This is a genomic window from Tsuneonella sediminis (genome assembly GCF_051912845.1).
Classification (GTDB): Bacteria; Pseudomonadota; Alphaproteobacteria; order Sphingomonadales; family Sphingomonadaceae; genus Tsuneonella; species Tsuneonella sediminis.
Genome location: NZ_JBNCBU010000001.1, coordinates 1,266,254 through 1,280,000, shown reverse-complemented (window position 1 = coordinate 1,280,000; position 13,747 = coordinate 1,266,254). Strand labels below are relative to the sequence as shown.

Genomic DNA, 13,747 nt, shown 5'->3' with positions numbered 1-13,747 from the left:
GCTGCGCGAGCGGTACCAAACCTAACCAAACTCCGAATACCATCGAGTCTTATCCGGCAGACAGACGGCGGGTGCTAAGGTCCGTCGTCAAAAGGGAAACAGCCCTAACCTACAGCTAAGGTCCCCAAGTCATCACTAAGTGGGAAAGCATGTGGGAATCCCAAAACAACCAGGAGGTTGGCTTAGAAGCAGCCATCCTTTAAAGAAAGCGTAACAGCTCACTGGTCTAAATAAGGGTTCCTGCGGCGAAGATGTATCGGGGCTAAAGTGATGCACCGAAGCTTAGGGTTCAGATCTTTGATCTGAGCGGTAGCGGAGCGTTCCGTAAGCGAGTGAAGCCGAAGGGTAACCGACGGTGGACGTATCGGAAGTGCGAATGCTGACATGAGTAGCGACAAAGAGGGTGAGATGCCCTCTCGCCGAAAGACCAAGGGTTCCTGCGCAACGCTAATCGGCGCAGGGTGAGCCGGCCCCTAAGACGAGCCCGAAGGGGGTAGTCGATGGGAACCACGTTAATATTCGTGGGCCTGGAGATGTGTGACGGATCGTGGACGTTGTTCTTCCTTATTGGATTGGAAGGGCAGCCAAGCGGTTCCAGGAAATAGCCTCTCCATATAGACCGTACCCGAAACCGACACAGGTGGTCAGGTAGAGTATACCAAGGCGCTTGAGAGAAGTATCCTGAAGGAACTCGGCAAATTGCCTCCGTACCTTCGGAAGAAGGAGGCCCCGTTATTGCGCAAGCAGTAGCGGGGGGCACAGGCCAGGGGGTAGCGACTGTTTAGCAAAAACACAGGACTCTGCTAAGTCGGCTTCAAGACGACGTATAGGGTCTGACGCCTGCCCGGTGCTCGAAGGTTAAGAGGAGGAGTGCAAGCTCCGAATTGAAGCCCGAGTAAACGGCGGCCGTAACTATAACGGTCCTAAGGTAGCGAAATTCCTTGTCGGGTAAGTTCCGACCTGCACGAATGGCGTAACGACTTCCCCACTGTCTCCAGGATATGCTCAGCGAAATTGAATTCTCCGTGAAGATGCGGAGTACCCGCGGTTAGACGGAAAGACCCCGTGCACCTTTACTGCAGCTTCAGAGTGGCATTAGGAAAGAACTGTGTAGCATAGGTGGGAGGCTTTGAAGCGACGGCGCCAGCTGTCGTGGAGCCATAGGTGAAATACCACCCTGTTGTTTTCTGATGTCTAACCACGCACCGTTAGCCGGTGTTGGGACCCTCTGTGGCGGGTAGTTTGACTGGGGCGGTCGCCTCCTAAAGAGTAACGGAGGCGCGCGATGGTAGGCTCAGGACGGTTGGAAACCGTCTGCAAGAGTGCAATGGCATAAGCCTGCCTGACTGCGAGACTGACGAGTCGAGCAGAGACGAAAGTCGGTCATAGTGATCCGGTGGTCCCTCGTGGAAGGGCCATCGCTCAACGGATAAAAGGTACGCCGGGGATAACAGGCTGATGATTCCCAAGAGCTCATATCGACGGAATCGTTTGGCACCTCGATGTCGGCTCATCACATCCTGGGGCTGGAGCAGGTCCCAAGGGTTTGGCTGTTCGCCAATTAAAGTGGTACGTGAGCTGGGTTCAGAACGTCGCGAGACAGTTTGGTCCCTATCTGCCGTGGGCGTCGATTGTTGAGAGGAGTTGCCCCTAGTACGAGAGGACCGGGGTGAACATACCTCTGGTGTACCTGTCATTCCGCCAGGAGTGCAGCAGGGTAGCTATGTATGGACGGGATAACCGCTGAAAGCATCTAAGCGGGAAGCCTCCCTCAAGATAAGCAATCATCGAACCGTCGTAGACCACGACGTTGATAGGCCGGGTGTGGAAGCGCAGTAATGTGTGGAGCTAACCGGTCCTAATAGTTCTGTTCGCGCTTGATGAATTCACATCATCAACGTCAGTCCTGCAAAGGCTGCGTTGTGTGTGAGGATCGTCCAGCCAGACGCTCATCAAACAACACGCATCGATTAAACCCCCTTCGCTGGCTCCATTGCTTGGTGGCCATAGCGTCCGTGACCCACCCGATCCCATCTCGAACTCGGCCGTGAAACCGGACTGCGCCGATGGTACTAACGCTCAAGCGTTGGAAGAGTAGGTCGCCGCCAGGCATTGCAGCCAGCGATTGCGGGATAACCCATTCACGATTTCAACAAAGCCGCTGCCGGCAAGTCCGAGCGGCGGCTTTTTTGTCTTCGGCGCGAATGCGCCGGGGAACGAACGGTGCCGCGGGGTGGAGCAGTCCGGTAGCTCGTCAGGCTCATAACCTGAAGGTCGTTGGTTCAAATCCAACCCCCGCAACCATTCTCGAAGGCCCGCCGCTCTCACGGAGCGGCGGGCCTTTGTGCGTTGCGAGCAGGAACGGTCCTCTACCCGCGCAGTTCTGGCTACGAGTTGACAGGCCAGTGATGCATATTAGATAATCTGCATATGTCAGACCCGTCCATCCTCTCGCAAGCTGATCCCGCGCTGGCGGCTGCGCATGAGCAGATCGCTCGCGCCATGCAGGACAAGTCCCGCCGCCCCTCGATCGCCGGGTTTTTCGACGAGGCGACCAACACGGTGAGTTATGTCGTCCACGATCCGGAAACGGGCGCGGCGGCGATCATCGATTCCGTACTCGACTACGAGGCCGCATCCGGCCGAACATCCAACGGATCGGCCGATCGCATCGCGGAATACGTCAGGACGAATGACCTTGGTGTCGTCTGGCTGATCGAGACGCATGCGCACGCGGACCATATATCGGCAGCGCCGTACCTGCAGGACAAGCTTGGCGGGAAACTGGCAATCGGGCGAGGGATCATCCGGGTGCAGGAGGTCTTCGGCAAGCTGTTCAACGCCGGGACCGATTTCGAGCGCGACGGGTCGCAGTTCGACCATCTGTTCGAAGACGGGGAATCCTTCCGAATCGGGAAGCTCGAGGGGATCGCGCTCCACGTTCCCGGGCACACCCCCGCCGACATGGCGTTCATCGTCGGCGACGCGGCCTTCGTGGGCGACACGATCTTCATGCCGGATTTCGGAACCGCGCGCGCGGACTTCCCCGGCGGGGACGCGCGTGAGCTTTTCCGCTCGATCCGACGCGTGCTGTCGTTGCCGGACGCGACCCGACTGTTCCTGTGCCACGATTACAAGGCCCCCGGCCGCGACGAATATGCGTGGGAGACCACCGTCGAGCAGCAGCGCCGTGAAAACGTGCACGTGCGCGATGGAGTGAGCGAGGACGAGTTCGTGGAAATGAGGACGGCGCGGGATCAAAGCCTGGCAATGCCGAAACTCATCCTGCCCAGCGTACAGGTCAACATCCGTGGTGGCCGGTTGCCCGAACCGGAAGATAACGGGGTGAGCTACATCAAGATACCGGTGAATGCGGTATGAGCTCCGAGTTCGACGCCAAGGTCCTGACCGAGGACTTGTCCGTGCGCGGCCAGATGTCGCCTGCCGAGGTGTCCGCCGCGCGCGAGGCGGGGTTCGGCACGATCATCTGCAATCGGCCGGACTACGAAGCACCGGGCCAGACGACTGCCGGTGAGATCCGCGCCGCAGCCCAGGCCGCGGGCATGACTTTCGTCCATAACCCAATCGCGCCGGGCAACCCGACGCCCGATGCCATCCAGCGCCAGGGAGACGCTATCCGCGAAGCGGATGGCAAGGTGCTCGCCTACTGCGGCAGCGGGCAGAGAGCGACCATGTTGTGGATGCTCGCCAACCCGCACGAGTTCGATGCCGACGAGCGGATCGCCCGGGCGAACGAGGCAGGGTACGACCTCGCCGCCCTGCGGCCTCGGCTGTGACGGGCCGACCGGGCGGCGCTTCTCAGCGTTCGGCCGCAGCGGTCCCCGCCGCGTTCTGACCGGCGGATGGAGCGCAGAATAAATCGTACAGGGTTCCGATCACCGCCTTCGCCGCGTCGCTATCGAGCGAATACCACACGAATTGCGATTCCCGGCGTGTCTTCACCAGCCGTTCGCGTCGCAGCACGCTCAAGTGTTGCGACAGTGCGGATTGAGACAGCGGCACGGTCCGAGCAAGTTCGCTCACCGTCATCTCCTGCTGCGAAAGCTGGCACAGGATCATGAGGCGCGCCTCGTTCGCCATCGACTTGAGCAGGCTCGATGCCCGGCCGGCGTTCGCCTCCATGATTTCCAGGGGAAGATCCACCCGGCACTCCTTGTCCAAATCGCGTCACTGGCAAAACCAGCCGTGGCCGCCGTCCGTTCCTGCGGAGCGTGCAGGCGCAACGGCTCCCGCGCTCCCATCGCCCGTAGCGGCTCCGGGTGCAAGGCCGGTCGATATAGACCGCTGCTGCCCGTCCATCTCTCGCGCTCCCGGTCGGGACCATCCCCGCAGAGGGGTGGCCTGCCGTTCAGGTTGCCGCTAGGTCGGTGCGGGAATCCTGATCGCGATGGAACCTGTATTGCATAACCAAGTTAACGTCCTCAGACGCGGTCGCCATGGAAGGACTGCTGGCATCGGGTTCCTGAGACACCTGGCTGGTCTGCTGTTCGCCCTGGCGCTTACCGGGGCAATCGCCGCGTGCAATTCCGGTCCGCCAGAAACCGAGAAGGCTGCAGCGGAAGGAATCCTGCTGTTCGGCAACGGGTCCGAACCGAAAGGGATCGATCCGCACCTCGTGACCGGCGTTCCCGAAAACCATATCATCTCCGCCCTCATCGAGGGCCTGGTTGCCTACCATCCGACGAACGATCTCGAGGCGGCGCCCGGCATGGCCGAACGCTGGGAGTCGAACGCCGACTTCAGCGAGTGGACCTTCCACCTGCGCGATGCCCAGTGGAGCAACGGCGATCCCGTCACTGCGCAGGACTTCGTCTACAGCTGGAAGCGCATGCTGAGCCCGGAACTCGGTGCCGAGTACGCCCCCATGCTCTACGTCATCAGGAACGCGGAGAAGTTCAACAAGGGCGAGATCACGGACTTCGGCCAGGTTGGCGTCAAGGCCATCGACGCAAAGACCCTGAAGGTCGAGCTGGAAGGTTCGACCTCGTATTTCCCCCTCATGCTTCAGCATTACAGCTTCTTCCCCGTGAACCCGCGCGCGGTCGAGGAGCATGGCGGCATGACGGACCGGCAGAGCGGATGGTCGACGCGCGAGAACTTCGTCGGAAACGGGCCGTTCAGGATCAAGCAGTGGGTGACCAATCAGGTCCTCGAGGTCGAGCGCAATCCCACCTACTGGGACGCCGAGACGGTCAAGCTGAACGGTATCCGGTTCTATCCGATCGACAACGTGAACTCGGAAGAGACGATGTTCCGCAACGGGCGGCTTCACCTCACCAACACGGTCTTTCCGGACAAGATACCGTTCTTCCGCAAGACCATGCCCGAAAAGCTGCGGATCGATCCCTATCTCGGCAACTATTTCTATCGGCTCAACGTCACCCGCAAGCCGCTTGACGACAAGCGGGTGCGTCGGGCACTCGCGCTCGCGCTCGACAAGAAGCTGATCGTCGAAAAGGTGACCAAGGGCGGTCAAGAACCCGCGACCGGCTTCGTGCCGCAGGGCATCCCGGGTTACGAGCCGTCAGATGCCGTCCAGTTCAGGCCCGACGAGGCGCGGCGCCTGCTGGCCGACGCCGGTTATCCCGGTGGCAAGGGATTCCCCAAGATCGAGATCATGATCAACACCAGCGAGGCGCATCGCAAGATCGCCGAGGCGGTGCAGGAACTGTGGCGCCGCGAACTCGGCATCAACGTCGGCATCTACAACCAGGAATGGAAGGTCTATCTCGATAACCAGACCAACCTGAACTACGACATCTCGCGCGCGGGCTGGATCGCGGATTATGTCCACCCGTCGACCTTCATCGACATGTTCACCACCGGAAACGGAAACAACGATACCGGGTGGAGCAACCCGCAGTACGACAGGCTGGTGGACGCCGCCCGGACTGCGCGATCGGAAGATGAGCGGGTCGAGCTGATGCACAGGGCCGAGGCCATCCTGCTCGAGGAGATGCCCGTGATCCCGATCTACTGGTACACGCGGACATACCTCAAGGATCCGCGGGTGATGGGCTGGAACCCGACCCTCCTCGACAACCATCCCTACAAGCACGTCTGGCTCAAGACCGGCGGATCGGAGGCGCGCCAGTGACCCGGTTCATCGCCAAGCGCGTGCTCCAGGGCATCCTCGTGCTCCTGGCAATCTATGCGGTGACCTTCTTTCTCGTCGCGGCGACACCGGGCAGCCCATTCAGCACCGAGCGCGCGATCGACCCGGTCATCCTCAAGCAGATCGAGGCGTTCTACGGCTACGACAAGCCCACGAGCGAGCGTTTCGTGACCTCTCTGGTTAATGTCCTCGGCGGCGAATTCGGACCGTCGGCGGTCTATGCCAATCGCACGGTCACGCAGATCATCGCCGAATCGTTCCCCGTTTCGCTCAAGCTGGGCTCGCTGTCTCTCCTGCTTGCGCTGGGCATCGGCATTCCCGCCGGCATCCTCGCCGCGGTCAAGCGCAACACCTGGCTCGACTACGTCCCGATGTCCGTCTCGATGGCGGGCATCTGCCTGCCGACGTTCGTCATGGGGCCGCTCCTGGCGCTGGTGTTCGGGCTGATCCTCAACTGGCTTCCGGTGGGCGGCTGGTTCGGGCCCGAATTCGTCATCCTGCCGACCGCTACGCTGGGGTTCTACTACGCGGCCTATTTTGCCCGGCTGACCCGTGGCGGCATGCTCGAGATGCTCAACCAGGACTGGGTCCGGACCGCCCGCGCGAAGGGCGTGAGGGAAAGCGCGATCGTGTGGAAGCACTGCCTGAAGGGCGGGCTGATCCCGGCGATCACGTTCCTTGGCCCGGCGCTCGCGGGGATCATTTCCGGTTCCTTCGTGGTCGAGACGATCTTCCAGGTGCCGGGGCTCGGCCAGTGGTTCGTGCGCGCGGCGCTCAACCGCGACGACTTCCTCGTCCTCGGCCTCACCGTCCTGTTTGCCACGCTGATCGTCATCATGAATCTCATCGTCGACATCGTGCAGGTCGCCCTCAACCCGCGGCTCAAGTATGACTGACCATTCGGAAACCGCAGTCCTCGGCGACGAGCCGATCCCGCCGCCCACGAGCGCGTCCGAGATCGCTGAGGAGGAACTCGTCGAGGGTTCCTCGCTGTGGAAGGACGCCTGGGCGCGCCTGCGAAAGAACCGGCTGGCGGTCGGCAGCCTCTTCACGTTCATCGCCATCGTGCTGTTCTGCGTCGCGGGCCCGTGGCTGACCCCGTGGGACGCGAACACGCAGGACCTGTTCCTTGGCGCCGAGGGGCCATCGAGCGCGCACTGGTTCGGCACCGACACCCTCGGGCGAGACCTGATGGTCCGGGTGATGTACGGCGGCCGGATCTCGCTGATGGTCGGACTCGTCGCGACGATCGTCGCGCTGTCGATCGGCGTCGTCTACGGTGCCACGGCCGGGTATCTCGGAGGCAAGACCGATGCGTCGATGATGCGTTTCGTCGACATGCTCTACGCCTTGCCCTTCACCATCTTCGTCATCCTGCTGATGGTCGCCTTTGGCCGCTCGCTGTGGCTGATGTTCGTCGCGATCGGCGCGGTCGAGTGGCTCTCGATGGCGCGCATCGTGCGGTCGGGCGTGATCGGTTTGAAGAAGCAGGAATTCGTGGAGGCGGCGGTTTCGCTCGGCTATTCACACCGCCGGATCATCCTGCGCCACCTCATTCCCAACGTGCTCGGCCCGGTCATCGTGATCGCGACGCTGACCGTCCCGGCCGTGATGCTGCTCGAGGCGTTCCTGAGCTTCCTCGGGCTCGGCGTGCAGCCGCCCGACGCATCGTGGGGCGTACTCATCAACGAGGGACAGCAGAACATGGAGATATATCCCTGGTTGCTGATCTTCCCGGCGCTGTTCTTCGCAACGACGCTGTTCTGCCTCAATTTCATCGGCGACGGCCTGCGTGACGCGCTCGATCCCAAGAGCGCGAAGGACTGATCCGCCATGTCCTCCCCATCCAGTCCCCTGCTCGACGTCGACGACCTGACGACCTACTTTCACACGCGCGACGGGATCGTGCGCGCGGTCGACGGGGTCAGCTTCACCGTGGACCGGGGAGAGACACTCGGCATTGTCGGCGAATCCGGGTCCGGCAAGTCGGTGACCTGCTATTCGCTGCTGCGGCTGATTCCCGAACCGCCGGGCAGGATCGAGCGCGGAACTGCGATGTTCGACGGACGGGACCTGCTGCGCCTGAGTCCCGGGGAGCTGCGCCAGGTGCGCGGCAAGCGGATCTCGATGATCTTCCAGGATCCGATGACCTCGCTCAATCCGTACCTCAGGATCTCGACCCAGCTGATCGAAGCATTGCAGACGCACGAGGACATCTCGCACCGCGATGCCTTGAAGCGTGCGACCGCGGCGCTCGAGGAGGTCGGGATACCCGAAGCGAGCAAGCGGGTGACCCGCTACCCCCATGAATTTTCCGGCGGCATGCGCCAGCGCGTTATGATCGCAATGGCGCTGATCACCCAGCCCGACCTGCTCATCGCCGACGAGCCGACCACTGCGCTCGACGTGACCGTGCAGGCGCAAATCCTCGAGATCATCAAGCAGAGGCAGAACGACCTCGGCACCGCTGTGATCCTCGTCACCCATGATCTCGGGGTGGTCGCCGGTACCTGCGACAAGGTCCTGGTGATGTACGGCGGTCGCGAAATGGAAAGCGGCACCGCGGACGAGGTGTTCTACGCGCCGCGGCACCCCTATACGCGGGCGCTTCAGAAGACGATCCCGTCGCTGCAAGCCAAGGGGCAGGAACTCTACACGATCCCGGGTCTGCCGCCCGACGTGTCGAAGCCGATCGACCGCTGCGCCTTCTATCCGCGCTGTCCCTATCCCAAGACCGGCAAGCCGGCCGGCGAGCGGCCACCGCTCGAGGAGATCACTCCCGGCCATTGCTGGGCCGCGTGCGGCTATTGCGACAGCGACGGCCCGATCGAGAGCGTCCTGGCACGCGCCGACGAAGTGGTCGACGATGCCTTGCCGGTCGAAGAGGGCACCGGGGCATGAGCGCGCCAATCGGCAATCCGCAGGAAGACTTGCTCGTCCTCGATGACGTGCACACTCATTTCGACATGGGCCGCGACCTGCTCACGCGCGCCAGCAGGGGCGTGGTCAAGGCAGTCGACGGCGTATCGTTGACCGTCCGCAAGGGCGAGATACTCGGCCTCGTTGGCGAATCGGGTTGCGGCAAGTCGACGCTCAGCCGGACGATCATGCAACTGGTTCGCCCGACCTCGGGACACGTCTGGTTCAAGGGGCGCGACCTGTCGGCGATGAGCGATGCCGAGGTGCGCCGCGAGCGGATCAACTTCCAGATGATCTTCCAGGATCCCTACGCCTCGCTCAACCCGCGCATGACCGTGCTCGACACGCTGGCGGAAGCAATCAAGACCCGCCATCCGGACGTTAAGCGGGACGAATTGCGGAGCAGGGTTGCGCAGCTCCTGCGGACCGTTGGCCTCAACCCCACGCACATGAAGCGTTATCCGCACGAGTTTTCGGGCGGTCAGCGGCAGCGCGTCGCGATTGCCCGGGCGCTCGCACCCGAACCCGAAATGATCATCGCGGACGAACCCGTCTCGGCGCTCGACGTGTCGATCCAGTCGCAGATCCTCAACCTGCTCAAGCGGCTGGTGCGCGAGCTGGACCTGACGATGATATTCATCAGCCACGACCTCTCGGTCGTTCGCTACATCTCCGATCGCATCGCGGTGATGTACCTGGGCCGGATCATCGAGCTGGGCGACGCCGAGGCGATCGTCGACCAGCCGCTGCACATCTACACCAAGGCGCTGATGAGCGCGATACCGGAACCCGATCCCCATGCCGAACGCAGCCGCGAGCGGATCGTGCTGTCCGGCGATCCGCCGTCGCCGCTCGATCCGCCGAGCGGATGCAACTTCTGGCCGCGCAGCCCGACTCCGCACGACGAGCGGATGAAGCAGGTCGAACCTCCATTCGAGGAAGCACTGCCGGGTCACTGGGTCTCGGCGTGCCCGTTCTGCGCTCCCGCGGCCGGTGCCTCAAGAAAGCTCGAGCAGGCCTGATCAGAACGAGCAGTCGGCGCCCGCAGGCATCACCTCGCGCGAGACCGACGCGACCTGCATCGTCATCGGCGCGGCGGTTGTGATCGCGATCCCCTTGCCAAGGTTGGGCGCGCAGGCCTCGGTCACGATCATCTCGCGCCAACCCTTCCCAGCGCTCAAGGCAAGCTGGCGCGTGATGTCGACCGTGTTGCCGCCGACCGTCAGGGTGACCGGCCCTGCGGGCTGTGCGGGGAGCTGATAGAGGATGCGATAGGCGCCCGTACCGTTCGCGGGCTGCGACAGCGACAGCGTCGCGCCGGGGCCGAATACGATCTCTCGCGCGTCCTCCTGCCGCTTGTAGTCGATGCCGCGCACCGAAACGCCGCCGGCCGAGCCTCGAAACGAGGGCAGCGGCTGCCCGCCCGCACTAACCGATACGTCGTTCGCGAGCTTGCCCGCGGAAAACCAGTCGGACGATGGTCCCGCGACAAGGTAGCCGCAGGTCTCGTCGAGCCGGCGCGAGGGCTGCCGCACGTCGAGCGAGAGTCCATATCCGACGGGAAACAGCGCGCCTTCCGGCCCGTTGACCGGCTTGCCGTCGCACTGCGCGGGCCAGCTGAATCCGAGCCGTCCGGTCGCCGGGCGCCTGCCGAACAGCACGTCCGCAACGCCCGCGCCCTCGCCGCCGGGCAGCCACGCGGCGACGAACGCGTCGGCGGCGTTGATCTCGCGGTTCATCCACATGGGCCGGCCGGACAGGAACACCGCGACGGCGGGAATGCCCGCGGCATCGAACTTGCGGAGCAGCGCGAGGCCCTCCTCGTCGGCGAAAACCAAGGTCTTCCGGTCGCCCTCGAACTCGGCGTACGGCTTTTCCCCGAACACCACGATCGCAACGTCCGGCCTCGTCGAATAGCTGCCGTCGGCGGAATAGGCGGCCGAACCGCCCGCCTCGCGGGCGGCGGCCTCGATTCCTGCGCGGATCGAGGTGGCGCCGGGAAAATATGTCGCGTTGTCGAGTTCCAGCCCGCCCTGCCACGTCAGCGACCAGCCGCCGGCCGCCTGGGCCACGCTGTCGGCCGCACTGCCCGCGACAAGGACTTTCGCGCCACTCGCGATCGGCAGCACGCCGTCGTTCTTCAACAGGACCTGAGACTTGGCCACCGCCTCGCGGGCGATCGCGCGATGTTCGGGCGAGCCAAGAAGCGCCCAGTTGCCGCCCGCCGGCCGCGCCGACGGCCTCCGGCTCTCGGGACCGATGATGCCGGCGCGCAGCTTGACGCGCAGCACCCGGCCGACCGCCTCGTCGATGCGGGCCATGGGGATCGTTCCATCGCGCACCTGCGCCACCAGATTGGCGTGAAGCGCCTTCCAGTCATCGGGCACCATGTAGACATCGAGCCCGGCAAGCAGCGCCTGGGGGCAGTCGTCGACCTTGCAACCGTCGATCTGCCCGTGCGCGTTCCAGTCGCCGACGACGAGGCCGGTGAAGCCCATCTCGCCGCGAAGGACGCCCGTCAGCAGCTCCCTGTTGCCATGCATCTTCACGCCGTTGATCGAGTTGAAGCTCGCCATGATCGTCTCGACGCCCGCGGCGATCGCGGCGGGGTAGGGCTTGGCGTGGATCGCCTTGAGCGCCTCGATGTCGCCGTTGACGTCGCCCTGGTCGACCCCTTGTGCGGTGCCCCCGTCGGCGAAGAAGTGCTTGGCGGTCGCGATGACGCGGGCGCCCCTCAGCCGCTGCGGTTCGCTCTTTCCGCCCTGCAGCCCTTCGACCAGCGCGGCACCAAGTGGCGCGACGATGTCGGGATCTTCCGAGTAGCTCTCGTAGGTGCGGCCCCAGCGGTCATCCCTGGCGACGGCGACGGTAGGAGAGAAGTTCCAGTCGATCCCTGTAGCGGCGATCTCCGCCGCGGTAGCGGCTCCGATCCGGCGAAGGAGGTCGGGGTCGCGCGTTGCGCCGAGCCCGATGTTGTGCGGAAAGACCGTCGCCCCGACGACGTTCGTGTGCCCGTGGACGGCATCGGTTCCCCACATGGTGGGGATCACCGGCTCGCCGCCCGGCAAGGGCTTGCTCGAGGCCAGGTACATCTCGTCGGCCAGCGCGAGCCACTGCGCGGCCGGGGCGAACTCGTTACCGCCGGGTCCGCCGTTGCCACCGTTGAGATAGCTGCCGAACCGGTATCGCTCCATGTCTTCGGGGGTGAACGAGTTGATCTGCGGCTGGATCAGTTGCGCGACCTTGCGTTCCAGACTCATCCGCGCGAGCAGGTCGGCAACCTGCGCATCTTCGCTGGTGACGGCGGTAGCCGCGGCCGAGGGGAGGGTGCCGGTATCGATCCGTGCCTGCGTGCACCCGCATACCAGCGCGGCGGCGGCTACCGCCGCCAGAAGCCCAACTCGCATTCCGGTCCCTCTCACCACTTATGTGAACGTTCTCAAGCTGGCACGGTGGCCAGAGGAAATCAACCGTCAACTGGCGGATTACACGCGGATTCGCGGCACCAGGATCGCCGCCAGCGCTGCCAGGCCGGCAAGGGTCACGAACAGGCCGGCAAAACCGAAGGCCGGAATCAGCGCGAGGGCGAGCGCGGGCATGACCAGCGACGGCGTGGTGTTCGTGAGGTTGAAGAAGCCGAGGTCCCGCCCGCGCCGGTCGGGCCGCGGCAGGATCCTCAACGTCTGCGCGGAATGCAGCGCGAGGAACACCGAGCTCGCGACGCCAAACACGCCGTAGGCGGCGATCGCCGGAACGGTGCCCCGTGAGAGCGCCATCGCAAGCAATCCGACTGCGGAGACCGCTGCGCAGGCCGACAGGGGCGCGAGCGGGCGGCCATGCCGATCGGCCCAGCGGCCCACTGCCAGCGCGACCGGCGTCGAGACGATGAGAACGGCGCCGAAGACGATCGCGGTCCCGCTGGCACCGAGCGACGGGTCGACCGCGCGAAACCACAGGTAGAGGAAGGCGAACAGTGCCGCCTCGGCGATCTGCAGCGAAAGCCGCGCGAGCCACATCCGCACGACAACCGTCCGGCTTCGCCCGATGGTTTCCGCATGGGCAGGGTCGACCCGGCAGCCTTCGCGCTCGGCACCGTCGTCGACCGGGCGCGGCAGGCGGATCAGCAGGACCGGTGCAAGGCAGACGACGACGAGCGCCGCCACGGCCGCCGGCCTGACATCGCCCGAGGCGACGCCGGGCCACGTAACCAGCGCCCCGCTGGCCGCCCCCAGAGCCGGCGCGAACGACATTGCCCCGCCGAGCAGTCCCTTGCGGGCATCGGGTACGATGTCCCCGGCGAGCGCGGCGAGGGGGGCTAGCATCATGTTGAGCCCGCACTGCCACAGCACGATCACGCCGATCGTCGCCCAGAAACCCGATACCGAAGGGAAGATAGCGAGCAGCGCGCTCGACAGCGCGAGGCCCGCGGCGATCCACCCGCGCCGGTTGCGGGTGATGTCGCTCGCGTAGCCGAAGGCGATATGCGCCGCGCTCGCCGCGACCGCGCCGCAGAACGCAATGGCCGACAGCCAGTCGACCGCGCGCGCTGGACCGACCAGGTCAGCAATCCGCTCGGGCAGAAGCAGGGTGAGAAAGGGCGTGTAGGCGACCGCTCCGCCCGCCCAGGCAAGGGCGTAGACAAGGATGAAACGCTCGATCCGGGGCAGGCTCGGCGCGCTCGCCACGCGTGGG

General features: G+C 64.2%; 10 protein-coding genes, 1 tRNA gene and 2 rRNA genes (1 of these 13 only partly in view). 10 read left to right on the top strand and 3 right to left on the bottom strand.

From position 1 onward, the window contains the following. From ACPV3N_RS06540 to ACPV3N_RS06520, 5 genes are all read left to right on the top strand, one after another. A 23S ribosomal RNA gene (locus ACPV3N_RS06540) occupies positions 1-1,882 on the top strand; it begins 911 nt to the left of the window's first position. Positions 1,883-1,996: 114 nt separating this feature from the next. Beyond that, positions 1,997-2,111 (top strand): 5S ribosomal RNA (gene rrf, locus ACPV3N_RS06535). A gap of 116 nt (positions 2,112-2,227) precedes the next feature. Then, positions 2,228-2,304, top strand: a tRNA-Met gene (locus tag ACPV3N_RS06530). Between the two features lie 198 nt (positions 2,305-2,502). Further along, positions 2,503-3,381, top strand: coding sequence for an MBL fold metallo-hydrolase (locus tag ACPV3N_RS06525; RefSeq protein ID WP_440117458.1), 879 nt, complete (start codon positions 2,503-2,505; stop codon positions 3,379-3,381). Beyond that, positions 3,378-3,797 (top strand): protein tyrosine phosphatase family protein, encoded by a 420-nt coding sequence (locus ACPV3N_RS06520; protein ID WP_440115894.1) that lies wholly within the window; start codon positions 3,378-3,380, stop codon positions 3,795-3,797. Before ACPV3N_RS06525 ends, ACPV3N_RS06520 begins: the two co-directional genes overlap by 4 nt. A 22-nt stretch (positions 3,798-3,819) precedes the next feature. Here the strand turns inward: ACPV3N_RS06520 and ACPV3N_RS06515 are convergent, their stop codons facing one another. Beyond that, positions 3,820-4,164 (bottom strand): ArsR/SmtB family transcription factor, encoded by a 345-nt coding sequence (locus ACPV3N_RS06515; RefSeq protein WP_440115892.1) that lies wholly within the window; start codon positions 4,162-4,164, stop codon positions 3,820-3,822. 256 nt (positions 4,165-4,420) lie between these two features. Between ACPV3N_RS06515 and ACPV3N_RS06510 the strand changes: the two genes are divergently transcribed. The 5 genes from ACPV3N_RS06510 to ACPV3N_RS06490 are packed head-to-tail and all read left to right on the top strand — an operon-like array spanning position 4,421 to position 10,077. After that, positions 4,421-6,118, top strand: a complete 1,698-nt coding sequence (locus ACPV3N_RS06510; protein WP_440115890.1) for a peptide ABC transporter substrate-binding protein — start codon at positions 4,421-4,423, stop codon at positions 6,116-6,118. Beyond that, positions 6,115-7,032 (top strand): ABC transporter permease, encoded by a 918-nt coding sequence (locus tag ACPV3N_RS06505; protein ID WP_440115888.1) that lies wholly within the window; start codon positions 6,115-6,117, stop codon positions 7,030-7,032. Before ACPV3N_RS06510 ends, ACPV3N_RS06505 begins: the two co-directional genes overlap by 4 nt. Next, the gene (locus ACPV3N_RS06500) at positions 7,025-7,963 is read left to right on the top strand and encodes an ABC transporter permease (protein WP_440115886.1); all 939 of its coding nucleotides are present in this window, start codon (positions 7,025-7,027) and stop codon (positions 7,961-7,963) included. The genes ACPV3N_RS06505 and ACPV3N_RS06500 overlap by 8 nt, the downstream gene beginning before the upstream one ends. A 6-nt stretch (positions 7,964-7,969) precedes the next feature. Continuing rightward, on the top strand, positions 7,970-9,037 hold the full coding sequence (locus ACPV3N_RS06495) for an ABC transporter ATP-binding protein (RefSeq protein ID WP_440115884.1): 1,068 nt from the start codon (positions 7,970-7,972) through the stop codon (positions 9,035-9,037). After that, positions 9,034-10,077: an ABC transporter ATP-binding protein gene (locus ACPV3N_RS06490; RefSeq protein ID WP_440115882.1), complete on the top strand. Its 1,044-nt coding sequence runs from the start codon at positions 9,034-9,036 to the stop codon at positions 10,075-10,077. Before ACPV3N_RS06495 ends, ACPV3N_RS06490 begins: the two co-directional genes overlap by 4 nt. Here the strand turns inward: ACPV3N_RS06490 and ACPV3N_RS06485 are convergent, their stop codons facing one another. After that, positions 10,078-12,462 (bottom strand): glycoside hydrolase family 3 protein, encoded by a 2,385-nt coding sequence (locus ACPV3N_RS06485; RefSeq protein WP_440115880.1) that lies wholly within the window; start codon positions 12,460-12,462, stop codon positions 10,078-10,080. It lies immediately after the preceding gene. A gap of 78 nt (positions 12,463-12,540) precedes the next feature. Then, positions 12,541-13,740: an MFS transporter gene (locus tag ACPV3N_RS06480; RefSeq protein ID WP_440115878.1), complete on the bottom strand. Its 1,200-nt coding sequence runs from the start codon at positions 13,738-13,740 to the stop codon at positions 12,541-12,543. Between the last annotated feature and the right edge of the window lie 7 nt (positions 13,741-13,747).

Excerpts from the sequence above, each read along its gene's own strand:
- ACPV3N_RS06525 (WP_440117458.1), top strand. The coding sequence starts at position 2,503 with ATGCAGGACAAGTCCCGCCGCCCCTCGATCGCCGGGTTTTTCGACGAG.
- ACPV3N_RS06520 (WP_440115894.1), top strand. The coding sequence starts at position 3,378 with ATGAGCTCCGAGTTCGACGCCAAGGTCCTGACCGAGGACTTGTCCGTG.
- ACPV3N_RS06500 (WP_440115886.1), top strand. The coding sequence starts at position 7,025 with ATGACTGACCATTCGGAAACCGCAGTCCTCGGCGACGAGCCGATCCCG.
- ACPV3N_RS06495 (WP_440115884.1), top strand. The coding sequence starts at position 7,970 with ATGTCCTCCCCATCCAGTCCCCTGCTCGACGTCGACGACCTGACGACC.
- ACPV3N_RS06490 (WP_440115882.1), top strand. The coding sequence starts at position 9,034 with ATGAGCGCGCCAATCGGCAATCCGCAGGAAGACTTGCTCGTCCTCGAT.
- ACPV3N_RS06485 (WP_440115880.1), bottom strand. The coding sequence starts at position 12,462 with ATGCGAGTTGGGCTTCTGGCGGCGGTAGCCGCCGCCGCGCTGGTATGC.